At 43.5% G+C, this 12,524-nt stretch carries 6 protein-coding genes; 2 read left to right on the forward strand and 4 right to left on the reverse strand.

The window, feature by feature from the left end:
* Positions 1-4: 4 nt before the first annotated feature.
* From FDP09_RS16600 to FDP09_RS16610, 3 genes are all read right to left on the reverse strand, one after another.
* A complete protein-coding gene (locus FDP09_RS16600; RefSeq protein ID WP_137403737.1) occupies positions 5-3,151 on the reverse strand; it encodes a SusC/RagA family TonB-linked outer membrane protein in 3,147 nt (1,048 codons plus the stop codon).
* Positions 3,152-3,550: 399 nt separating this feature from the next.
* Positions 3,551-5,134: a solute:sodium symporter family transporter gene (locus tag FDP09_RS16605; protein WP_137403738.1), complete on the reverse strand. Its 1,584-nt coding sequence runs from the start codon at positions 5,132-5,134 to the stop codon at positions 3,551-3,553.
* A 631-nt stretch (positions 5,135-5,765) separates the two neighbouring features.
* Positions 5,766-6,323 carry an REP-associated tyrosine transposase gene (locus FDP09_RS16610; protein ID WP_137403739.1) on the reverse strand — a complete coding sequence of 186 codons (558 nt, stop codon included), beginning with the start codon at positions 6,321-6,323 and terminating at the stop codon, positions 5,766-5,768.
* A gap of 1,055 nt (positions 6,324-7,378) precedes the next feature.
* Here FDP09_RS16610 and FDP09_RS16615 point away from each other — a divergent pair.
* A complete protein-coding gene (locus FDP09_RS16615; protein WP_229683553.1) occupies positions 7,379-9,301 on the forward strand; it encodes a metallophosphoesterase family protein in 1,923 nt (640 codons plus the stop codon).
* Positions 9,302-9,425: 124 nt separating this feature from the next.
* Here the strand turns inward: FDP09_RS16615 and FDP09_RS16620 are convergent, their stop codons facing one another.
* Positions 9,426-10,451: a LacI family DNA-binding transcriptional regulator gene (locus FDP09_RS16620; RefSeq protein WP_137403740.1), complete on the reverse strand. Its 1,026-nt coding sequence runs from the start codon at positions 10,449-10,451 to the stop codon at positions 9,426-9,428.
* Positions 10,452-11,094: 643 nt separating this feature from the next.
* Between FDP09_RS16620 and FDP09_RS16625 the strand changes: the two genes are divergently transcribed.
* Positions 11,095-12,510 (forward strand): fibrobacter succinogenes major paralogous domain-containing protein, encoded by a 1,416-nt coding sequence (locus tag FDP09_RS16625; RefSeq protein ID WP_137403741.1) that lies wholly within the window; start codon positions 11,095-11,097, stop codon positions 12,508-12,510.
* Positions 12,511-12,524 lie beyond the last annotated feature (14 nt).

A 12,524-nucleotide genomic window follows, 5' to 3' on the forward strand; every position in this document is an offset into this window, starting at 1 on the left:
CTGATTAAAATTTAACATTGATACCGCCCATAAATATCCTGGACATATAGGCTGACCCCCAGCTGTTTCGAGCGGCATTTTCAGGATCCCAGCCTTCATAATTGGTAAAGGTGAAGGGATTCTGTGCGGTAAAGTACAATCTCAAGCTTTGGATTTTCAGGGCATCCAAAATATTTTGCTTAAAATTATAACCCAAGGTAATGTACCCTACTTTCACGAACGACACATCATGATAAGTAAGTGGCTCGGAAAATGGCCCGTTATTGCTAGGCTGGTACCATTCATTGGATGGATTGTCCGGGGTCCAGTAGTTGGTCTGTAGGCTGTTGAAGCGAGCAGGTGTGGAATCAAATCCACCCGAGTGGGAAATATGAAAATAACTGGCCGATACAGCTCCTTGGTTGGTCCTTACAAAGAAGGTAAAATCCCAATTCTTATAATTGAAGGTATTGGCAATTCCCCCACTCCATTTGGGCATATTGGAGCCGATCACCGTACGGTCGTCTGCATCAATGGTACCATCATCGTTCAGGTCCCTTACCCGAACCTGCCCAGGCTGCTGACCGTAACTTTGGGCCTCGTCCACTTCGTCCATCTGCCAGATCCCGTCAAAGACGTAAGAATAAATTGAACCAACAGGTTCTCCCACCTTATGTACATAGGATCCCGCTTGGACACCGAATAGAATTTGGTCCAAATCTCCATAAAGTTTGGTGATCTTGTTATTGTTTTTGGCAAAATTCAGGGATGTGGTCCATTTGAAATCACCCGTATGGATGTTTACGGAATTTAAGCCCAATTCTATCCCTTTGTTCTCGGCTTCCCCCACATTTTGGAATACTCCCGAAAAACCTGTAACCGTGGAGATTGGTCTAAAGAAAATGATTCCGGTATTTTTCCTGTGATAAATGTCCAATGATCCGTAAAGTCGGTTATTGAAGAAGCCAAAATCCAGTCCAAAGTTAAATTCTTTGGTTTTCTCCCACGTCAAATCCTGGTTGGCCAGGTTGGTGACATACGCCGTTTGGGAAATTTGGTCTCCTAAATTGGTGAAGTTATTACCAATAAGGGAGAGGGACCCCAGGGGCACCAAGCCACCTCCTGTGCCGTTATTGCCGGTTTCTCCATAACTAAGCCGTAGTTTTAGATCTGCAATGAATTGCTGTTCTTTCATAAACCCTTCATCAATGATCCTCCAAGCAAAGGCCGCAGAAGGAAAGAAAGCCCATTTGTTTTGATCGGACAAGATGGATGATCCATCATAACGCCCCGTCAGGGTCAACAGGTACTTGTCTTTAAAGGCATAGTTTATCCGGGCAGTGTAGGACTCCAAGGTCTGTTTCGAAAACCCACCCTCCGCTGTCCGAAGATCCGAACCGGCGTCGATGTTATAAAACAGAAACTCATCGGTACTGTAGTTTCTCCGTTGCATCAGGTAATTTTCATACCGATCCATAAACAGCGAATACACAAAAGTATTATTCAACCGGTGATCACTGCCAAATTCAAGGTTATAATTGACAATGTTATCCCAGGTGTAGGAAATGCGGTTACGGTTATTTACTTCTGCGCGCGTATTCACTTGTTGTCCACTGGTGGATTTGGCATATCGTCCACGATATTCCCCATACCTGCTAAACTCAATATTTGGTGAAAAATTAGAACTTATTTTGAGGTTTTTGGTAGGGGTAAACGAAAGGGACAGGTTACTCAAATAATTCAGGGTCCTGGTTTCCCTCGTTATATTATCAGCCTCAAAAAGGGGATTCGTAATAAACGTCTCTCCTTGCAATGGGAAAAACTGCGGGTCTCCATTTTGCTCAAAGGGAGTACCGGTAGGACGCAAACGATACGCACTTCTTAATCCTTCACGGCTACCTTCGTTCCTTAATGCAAAGGAAGCGTAGTTGTTAAAGGAAACTGAAATAAGCTCTGACAACTGGCTGCTTAGATTGCCACGAATCGTGTATCGTTCGTAATCCTCCCCTTCGAAGGTTCCTTCATCCTGTGTATAAGCGACACCGATTCCATAAACGGTCTTGTCATTTCCTCCATTTAGGCTTAAGGTATGGTTTTGCTGCATACCATTATGCTGGATCAGGTCGATCCAATTGACATAATCCCCATTGGCCACATTTTCCAGTTCATTTGGCCGCATATAATCGGCTAGATTGACATCTTCCGGTAAAACACTGAAGTCTCCTGAGGCGTAAAAGTTTCCTACTACGGCATCCCTGAAATATTGGACAAATTCTTCTCCTTGGAGCATATCAGGAAGATTATAGGCTTCTTTCACACCGATATAGTTATCATACTGCACGGTCATTTTTCCTTGCGTGCCTTTTTTGGTTTCGATGATCACCACCCCGTTACTACCGCGAGAACCGTAGATGGCCGTTGCGGAGGCATCCTTTAAAACGTCCATCCGTTCAATATCTGCTGGATTAAGGAATGAAATGTCATTCACAAATATCCCATCCACCACAAAAAGCGGATTTTGCCCGGGGTTAAAGCCGCCTTGTTCGACGGTTTCATTGGCATTAATGGTATTGGAGCCTCGGATTCTTACATTAAATCCACCGCCCGGTTTGTTATCCGCAGCCTGGATATTCACTCCTGCCACCTGCCCTTGAAGGGCCTGGAAGGCATTTACTTTATTCGCCTCCTGGATATTTTTGGAATCCATGGACACTACTGATCCGGTGAGGTCCTTCCGCTTGGTCTCTCCATAACCGACCACCACTACTTCATCAAGCTGTGCCACATCTGGCGCAAGGGTAATCTGCAGCTTACTTTGATTGTTTACGGGTACTTCTTGGGTAACATAGCCTACAAAAGAAATCGTCAAGATAGCTTCTGCGGGGTTACTCACATTCAGTGTAAAATTTCCGTCCAAGTCGGTCACTGTGCCCGTCCCTGTACGCTTGATCAACACCGTGGCACCGGGAATAGGCTGTTGGTCTTCACCCGAAATTACCGTGCCTGAAATGGATGAGGACTGCCCTTGGGCGAAATTCGAAATGACTACCATCAAGAGCAGCAAAAACACTCTTGAACAGTATTTAATGAGATGCCTATCGGGGAAATCAAGCATGGAACCTGAAATCGAAGCGATAAGACGCCATGGTTTTTTTGGGAAAACGTGTTTCATAGATGGTCACTTTGGGTTATAGGATAACATAAGGTTTTAAGCATCGGTAAAATACTCTTGTTTAGTATGGTGAAAATAGATTTTTACCATACTAAATTTCATTCTTCACCTACACCAAAGTAAAAGTGTTATGGCTACACTTCCAAAACATAATATGCAAAGGTTTGCGTACCGATTGACCATAATTTAATCAATGGGATCGTTGATGAATCAATAATTTCACCAATGGATTCCTCTATACATGACAACCCTTTAAATATTTGATTTTAAACACTTTATAAATACATTATTAAAGTATTTATTAATAAATAGCCTTTCCTATTTTGTTCAGGTCAAATAAAATTGAAAACAAAAAAAACACCTCAACAACACGGAGAATCACCCATCTGTTTCACATCGCTAAATTGTTCCCAGCAAAATATAAATGGCTACGGTAATGATGACCAAAATGGCCGAAAGTAATCGGGCATGCTTCCACCTTGTCGTGGGAATAATAGATTCTAGGGAAGGAACGCTGGCCGGTACATGCAGGGGACGAAAATACGACACCAAAAACATGATCACCACATTAAGCAAAAATTCAATTCCCCAAATATGGACAAAATGGATATCAATATCCAACAGGAAAGTGGTGAAGACATAGAACGCCAATCCGGTTACCAAAGCCACTTTAGCCGCCAAAGGGGTAACCCATTTCGTAAAAAAGCCCGCAAGCATAATAGATGCAATAGGAATAAAAAATATACCGTTTAATTGTTGTAATAATTGAAAGAGGCCTTCAGGGGCATTTGCAACCATCGGGGCAGCCAAAATGGACGTAATAGCCAGGGCGGTAGCCGATAATTTACCGGCCCTTACCAGTTGCCTAGAGCTCGCTCCTGGCTTGATCAGCCTTTTATAAATATCAATACTAAAGATGGTAGAAGCACTGTTCAGCACACTATTAAAGGTACTGAGTACCGCTCCCATGATCACGGCAGCAAATACACCAGTCAAGCCTGCTGGGAGCACTTTCTTTACCAGTTCAGGATAGACCATGTCCTGCTGATCATATAGGCTGTCGCCAAAATAATAATACCCGATCACTCCTGGCAAAACTATGATAAATGGAACCAAAAGCTTCAAAACACCGGTATATAGCAAACCTTTTTGGGCCTCTTTCAGGTTCTTGGCTCCCAGGGCACGTTGGACAATGGTCTGGTTCATGCACCAGAAATATAGCTGATTGATGACCAGCCCTGTAAAAAGTGTACTGAAGGGCAAAACGGAATCCTTGGCGCCAACTACATTGAATTTTTCGGGACTGTGTTCAAAAACCTTTTCCATTCCCAAGAGAGGATTGCCATCACCGATCATAAAAAGCGCAATCAATGGCACCATCAGCCCCGCCAACAGTAAGCCGTATCCATTAATGGTATCCGAAACGGCGACTGCTTTCAAACCTCCAAAGATGGCATAAATTGAGCCAATACCGCCGACCGCCAAGACAGTGTACCATAGCCCCTGTTCCTGACTCACGTTCAATACCGCTGATACATTAAAAAGGCTCTCGATATTAATGGCTCCGGTATAAAGCACGATGGGCAACAGTGTGATGGCAAAAGATACCAACAGGAAAAAGGCCACCATTGACCTTATGCCAGCGTCAAACCGATTTTCTAGGTATTGCGGGATGGTGGTCAAGCCCATCTTAAGGTAACGCGGCACAAAATACAATGCAGCCACAATCAGCGCCAGGGCCGAGGTCACTTCCCAAGCCACGATAACAAAACCATTTTTATAAGAAGAACCGTTCATGCCTACCAAGTGCTCGGTAGAAATATTGGTCATGATCATGGAGCCCGCGATAACGATCCCTGTAAGGCTCCTTCCTCCTAAAAAATATCCGTCTTCTGAATCAAGGTTCTCTTTCCGGGTTTTCAGCCAAGCATAACCGGCAACAAACAGTGTAAAACCAATAAATGATAAAACGGTCAAATTCATGGGTATTTTGGGTTTTTTGATTACTAAATGATTGAGCTACTAGGTTAATGGTTATTTGGTTGTAACAAGGGCTATTTCCATTGTCCGTTATGTCCGTTGTGACGAGGGCTATGCCCCGGCACCGCGAAAGTTGAGTTTATTAACTCAATTCATCATACCAACACAACGCCCACCAAACCCTTCACTACTTATTCATTTCCGATACGGTGAAGATAACCTAAATCTGCAGCAGTTCGTGTTATTGAGCTGCAAGCTCAAGCCTACTTCGTACCGGGGCACAGCCCTCGGTACAACCGGCGGGTGGGTACAACGAGCTTGGTCGTTACTCCTAATGCGGTTGTGACGAGGGCTATGCCCCGGCACCGCGAAAATTGAGTTTATTAACTCAATACATCAAACCAATACAACTTCCACCAAACCTTTCACTACTTATTCATTTCCGATACGGTGAAGACAACCTAAATCTGCAGTTCGTGCAATTGAGCTGCAAGCTCAAGCCTACTTCGTACCGGGGCACAGCCCTCGGTACAACCGGCGGGTGGGTACAACGAGCTTGGTCGTTACTCCTAATGCGGTTGTGACGAGGGCTATGCCCCGGCACCGCAAAAATTGAGTTTATTAACTCAATACATCATACCAACACTACGTCCACCAAACCCTTCATTCCAGCATAATCCTTTGCACTGCTGAAAAGATATTCCTCAGGATGCTCTACTATCATCGCCTTGACAGGATTATTATGAATATACTGAAGTTTTTGGTCCATGAACTTGTGTGACTCAATCCAAATTGCACGATTATCATCTTCCCAAAACTTATAATTTTCTACACGCTTGACTTGGCTAGCCTTAAACTTCATCCTCTCCAATATCCACGTTCTTCTAGACTCAAAACTTTCTATTTTTAAGCTATCCGTTATTTTTCTGCCTATATGCCTCTTAAAATCCCTTAAAAAGTCGCTCATTCTCAGCGGCTCTTTAACTCTTCCCAAAAGATGGAGGTGATTACTCATAAGACACCAAGCATACAGCTCTAATCCTTTTTGCTTTATACAATAGTTCAAACTGTCGACAACTTCTATTTTAAACTCCTTTCTTGTAAAGACATCTAGCCAATCCAATACTGTCAATGTAAGGAAATAAATTCCATTTTGGTCAGTGATAGAATATGGTTTGTTTATAGATTTCATTTATCATCGATATTTTATGGGTACTGAGCAATAATAGCTCCGTAGCTTGTCACACTGTTTATCCTAATGCGGTTGTGACGAGGGCTATGCCCCGGCACCACGAAAATTGAGTTTATTAACTCAATACATCAAACCAATACAACTTCCACCAAACCCTTCACTACTTATTCATTTCCGATACGGTGAAGATAACCTAAATCTGCAGCAGTTCGTGTTATTGAGCTGCAAGCATAAGCCTACTTCGTACCGGGGCACAGCCCTCGGTACAACCGGCGGGTGGGTACAACGAGCTTGGTCGTTACTCCTAATGCGGTTGTGACGAGGGCTATGCCCCGGCACCGCGAAAATTGAGTTTATTAACTCAATACATCAAACCAATACAACTTCCACCAAACCTTTCACTACTTATTCATTTCCGATACGGTGAAGACAACCTAAATCTGCAGTTCGTGTTATTGAGCTGCAAGCTCAAGGCTACTTCGTACCGGGGCACAGCCCTCTGTACAACCGGCGGGTGGGTACAACGAGCTTGGTCGTTACTCCTAATGCGGTTGTGACGAGGGCTATGCCCCGGCACCGCGAAAATTGAGTTTATTAACTCAATACATCATACCAATACAACTTCCATCAAACCCTTCACTACTTATTCATTTCCGATACGGTGAAGACAACCTAATCTGCAGTTCGTGTTATTGAGCTGCAAGCTCAAGACTACTTCGTACCGGGGCACAGCCCTCGGTACAACCGGCGTGTGGGTACAACGGGGGCTCAGCCCTCGGTACAACAATGACAGCAGAGGTAACGGGCGAGTACCAAGGATGTTGGTCACTACAGTCTCTCAATAATCCCATTATTTGAACTATTTAAAAAACTTTAGCCATTATATCGTCATGCAAAGGTTTGCATTAATGCATATCAGTATTTTGTGCACTAAACCCGTGTAATTCACTATAATATTCACTAATTTTAAATAATTGTTTAAGACTAATACTCAACTAGTAAGGGAGATTAAACCATCAACCATTTTGCCCTACCAACTTAATAAGTTACACACCATGTTTTCTTTAAAAGCAAACGGAAAAGCTGCTTTTCATTCCATTCTATTTTTTTCATGTTCATTGATGCTCCTATTGGTGGATAATCATGCTTTCGGCCAGAAAAACGACAATGTGCAAATCGCTTTTCTGGCCGATGTGCATTTACAGGATGTGTACGCTGATTTAGGGGAAGGTGAATTTAAGGGAGTCTATCATCCCCAAACAGGGAAATATGCCACCATCCGAACAATGAATGCCCAAATCCACTCTACCAGACTATTTAATGAAAACTATTTCGCCTTCCATGAAGCACTGAAGGAAGTGGTCGCTCAAGGTATAAAAATAGTCGTATTGCCGGGGGATTTCAGCGATGATGGCCAACCGATGAACCTAAAAGCACTAAACAGCATTCTTTCCGAGTTTAGTGAAGCATACGGCCTACGTTTTTACCTTACCACGGGAAACCACGATCCGGTTACCGCTACAAGGAGCCCTGGCGGTAAATATGATTTTATGGGACCTGGAGGCAAACCACAAGCATTGGTCAGTGATACTAGCTACCTAAGACACCATCTTCCAGCAGACTTGCCCGTGGCTTTTTCGGATCAAATTGCCTATGGTGGTTATCTGGACATTTTGGAAGAGCTGGGAGTCTTTGGTTTTTATCCTTCTGAGGAAGACGTTTTTTGGACGCATCCATTCGAAGCATTGGACTATGAAGGCTATAGCTTCCAAAAAGCCGAAAAAAATGCAGTATTGGCCAATCGGTACTTTGATATCTCTGCTGCTGACTCCCTTCTGGACCTCAGTTACCTGGTAGAGCCTGTGGAAGGAATTTGGCTACTGGGCATCGATGCCAACGTTTACTTTCCTGTGGGAGGAACGGGGATTTTTAAAGGATCCAGTGTAGGCTTTAACCTTGCCAAAGACCAAAAAAGCCACCAACTGGAATGGATCAAAAAAATCGCCAAAGAAGCCGAAAAAAGAGGAAAAATCTTGGTTTCATTTAGTCATTATCCTCTGGTCGAGTTCAACGATGGCACCGATAAACTGCTCAAAAAGACTTTTGGTCCTGAAAAATTCCAATTGACACGTAGTCCGCTGCCTGCCATCTCTGCCGCCTACGCAGATGCAGGCATCAAAGTACACGTGGCCGGACATATGCACATCAATGACACCGGCATCTTTACGTCAGAAATCGACAACACCTTGGTCAATGTACAAGTGCCTTCCTTAGCGGCCTATCCACCGGCATTTAAAGTATTGACTTTTGATCAACCCGGTAAAATAGAAGTGGAAACCCACCGTCTCCGAAAAGTCCAAAGAATGGATGAATTCTTCACGCTGTATAAAATGGAACACGACCATTTGACGGCGCAACATGAACCTGCTATCTGGAAAGAAAACATCCTAAACGCTACCACTTACCTGGATTACACCAGCCACCATCTTAAGGAACTGGTCAGGCTTCGGTTTATTCCAAATGACTGGCCCGAAAACCACACAGGTAAATTGTTATCGCTTACCGGGATGGAATTGGCATACTGGGCTACACTAGAAAACAGCGATCTTCGAAATAAATTCTTGACCGATAAAACACCCAACCCCAAGCTTTTTAAGCAGTTCTCAAACAGCCTTAAGCGCCAGGGGATCAAAAAATCATGGTTGGCCGATCTGGGTGGGCAGGAGCTAATCACAGCATTTTATTTTGTCAAAAATGGAGATCAGTTGGCTGAGGAAGACATGGGGAAGACAACGTGGAAGGCCACAACATACCTGATGGAATCCATCTCCAACTTAACTCCCGATAAAAAGGAAGCCTTTGGACAATTTATGGTCAATTTTTCCAGTATATTCCATTCCATGTTAGCGGATATTCCTTCAGATCATTTTATGATCGATCTCGTGCAAGGCACTATAGAATCAAAGTTAAGAGATTGATTCGCCCAGAATTACGCAAAACAAGCCACGAATTGATTGGTGGGAATAATCACTATTTGAACCCGCTTTATGCACTAGCCTATCTATTTCGATTCCTAATGCATAAAACGGGGTGAAGGCCTTTTTACAAATCTTTGGATGATTTTCGGATGATGAGTTCAGGTTTTAGCAGTTCATACCGATAATGCGGGTTATCGATTTCAGACGAAAGGTGGTTCATCAGAATCTTCGAAGAAAGCATCCCAAGCTCATATACAGGCTGCCAAACAGAAGTCAGGGAGGGGTGAAAATATTTACTATAAGGCTCATCATCAAACCCAACGATAGAAATATCCTCTGGAATCCTTAGTCCTCGCTCACGGATAATCGCCATCGCCCCAATCGCCACGGCGTCGTTTATTGCAAAAATCGCATCAGGTGGTGAATGGAGGTTCAGCAGCAGTTTGGTCGCTTCTTCCCCATCTTCGGAGGTAAACCCTTCTACCCTTTCGATCAAGTCCTCTTCGACTGACAAGTGGTGCTTTTGCAAGGCTTTGGCATAGCCGTCCATTCGGTGTTGACAGGTAGTCAGGTTTTTGGGGCCTGCAATATGAGCAATCCGCCTACACCCCGTTTTGATCAAGTACTCTACAGCTTGAAAAGCTCCATCAAAATCATCTACCAATACCCTATCCGCTTCAAAACCGGGACAATCCCTATCAAATACCACCACTGGAATCCCTGAAGTCCTTAGCCGCTCAAGGTGTGAAAATTTCATGGTTTTGGAGGCCGGGGAAATCAGAAAACCATCTACCCTGTTCAGGGCGAGTGTTTCGATCAGCTTTTGTTCCTCTTCGAAGGATTCATTGGATTGGCAGATCACCAGCTTGTAGCCTGCTTCATTTACCATATCCTGGACACCGCTGATGACCGTAGAAAAAAAATAACTGGTGATCTCCGGAACGATCACTCCAATGGTCTTGGTCCTTTTGCTCAAAAGGCTTACGGCAAGCATATTGGGTTGATAATCCATTTGCTTGGCCATTTTGATTACCGCTTGCTTGGTTTCGTTGCTGATGGACGGACTATCGTGCAAGGCCCGGGAAACGGTGGAAGCGGCGATATTCAACGCCCTGGCAATGTCGGTTATGGTGCTGGGTCTTTTTTTCATACAGCTATCAAGATATCAAAAATGAAGATGAATTATAGTCTTTTTGGTTTCAAAACAATTATTCTTACAACAAAATAGCTCTTTCCTGCCTCTGGAATTCTGTAACCCGCTGGATTCAAAGTGGGATCTATATGGATTATAGTGGGTAAAGACAAGAGACCGGTTATTTTACCGTTAATTCATGATCCTTTTCAATGGGGATTTTCTGTTCTGCCTTGAGGTATTTGACGTTAATGAATCAAAGAAGTGGGCTGGAAAAGGCGCAGGATTGTCTGACGTGAATCAGCACAAAAATCTGGTTTACAGCTCAAATAGAGGAGTTTTCCTGCGCGAGTGCTGGCTTTGATTTTAGTCAAATACCTCACAGCAGCGGGGTTTTTTGGTTACTTTTTTCACCTGAAGGAAAAAAGTAACAAAGTATCGAGCTGAAAGCCAAGCTAGAATTTGGCAAACAAAGTAAACGTTACCCACAGTAAATCATAAAGAACCTCAAAGTGCTTATTGCTATTGTTTACGGTGAAATTATTTACAAATACACTTATTAGCTTATCATATACAAATAAAAATATTACACAATAAAAAGTTCATAAATTTGTAAATTTAAACTAGTAATTTTTCAAAAAACTCAAAAACCAATTTTGTAATGAATAAATCTCCTTACTACTTTCTACTGCTTATATTTCTTTTTGTATCAGGCTGCGTGCAGGAAAGCATCGAAGAACCCAAAATGGGGACAGTTACCTTCTCCAAAGTCACTTTTGAGCATTTTGGGAATATGTCGCCAAACGGACGGATAGCGGCCGAATCGGAATGGAAGCATATCTTCGCAGAATCTGCCACGCTGCTCATCACCAACAAGGCCACTGGACAGGAATACACGTTGGAGTACGATCCCAATGACTTCACGGAAGCCTATCAGATCCAGCTGCCCTTTGGGGAATACTCGGTGTTCTCGGAAGTGGAAGGCGGGGATTTTGAGACCTTCCTGCCCTTTACCATTTCTGGGGAATTTACCTTGGACGAAACCAGCTTGGACATCAGCCTACAGGGCAGCACCGAATACGGGCTGGTGACGGTAAAAAAGGAATTTGTCCAATCCGCCAACCTCGACGGTGCGCATGAACTCGTGATCTGTGACCAAGGAAAGATCCTTTACCTATACGTCAAAGCAGGCCTATCTCCCACCCTCACCATCTATGAAAACTTCAATGGCCAAGCCCTGCAAAAGGAACTGGCCATTTCGGCTTACAATCATTATCACTTTTTCCTCAAACTGACCGAAAGTCAAGGAACGGTAAACTTTATTGAATTGGCCATTGGGCCATTTGAGTATCATGAGGAATATTTTGAGATCGGTGGAAAAAATAATGACGGCACCGTTACCGATGCAGATGGTAATGTGTATGGAGTGGTAAAAATAGGTGAGCAATATTGGTTAGCAGAAAATCTTCGTGCAACCACCTATTGCGATGGTACACCATTGGAAACCCATATACTGCCATTATATACCTATGTTATAACATTAGGCTTTAATGAACAGCCTGATTACGCCTTAGTAAAGGATGATTACTTTACCTCCGAAAATATTTATTACTACAGTCGTGAAGTAGTAATGAATGAAAAGAATATTTGCCCATGCAACTGGCATGTATCAACCGAGGAGGATTGGATAAAACTCCTCCGCTACATTAATGTCCCAGATGAAGACCTAAATATGAACGTAAGTGGGAATGACCAAAAAGTGGCCGACAAACTCATGGCAATGGACTGGCCAAACAGCAACGGTCATTTGCATCCTGAAGTGAATATCACCAATTCTACGGGATTTACAGCCTATCCTCATGGTTACTTCCGTTATGAAAGTGATGAGTCTGGAGAAGGGCTTTTTAGAGGCCACCCACAGCAAGCTTGGTGGTGGTCTTCCAAAAATGATTCCTTATTCACACGAATGATCCAGCCACTTAATAGCAGGACTTATCCTTCAGCAATTCACAAAAGCTTCAATTCGGAGCGGTACTGGCATGAGATAGTGGTGAACATCCGATGTGTCAAAGACTAATAGCCACCATAACC

It is taken from the genome of Echinicola rosea, from assembly GCF_005281475.1.
Taxonomy (GTDB): Bacteria; Bacteroidota; Bacteroidia; order Cytophagales; family Cyclobacteriaceae; genus Echinicola; species Echinicola rosea.

Coding starts and splice junctions, on each gene's coding strand:
- FDP09_RS16620 (WP_137403740.1), bottom strand. CDS start 10,451: ATGAAAAAAAGACCCAGCACCATAACCGACATTGCCAGGGCGTTGAAT.
- FDP09_RS16605 (WP_137403738.1), bottom strand. CDS start 5,134: ATGAATTTGACCGTTTTATCATTTATTGGTTTTACACTGTTTGTTGCC.
- FDP09_RS16600 (WP_137403737.1), bottom strand. CDS start 3,151: ATGAAACACGTTTTCCCAAAAAAACCATGGCGTCTTATCGCTTCGATT.
- FDP09_RS16615 (WP_229683553.1), top strand. CDS start 7,379: ATGTTTTCTTTAAAAGCAAACGGAAAAGCTGCTTTTCATTCCATTCTA.
- FDP09_RS16610 (WP_137403739.1), bottom strand. CDS start 6,323: ATGAAATCTATAAACAAACCATATTCTATCACTGACCAAAATGGAATT.
- FDP09_RS16625 (WP_137403741.1), top strand. CDS start 11,095: ATGAATAAATCTCCTTACTACTTTCTACTGCTTATATTTCTTTTTGTA.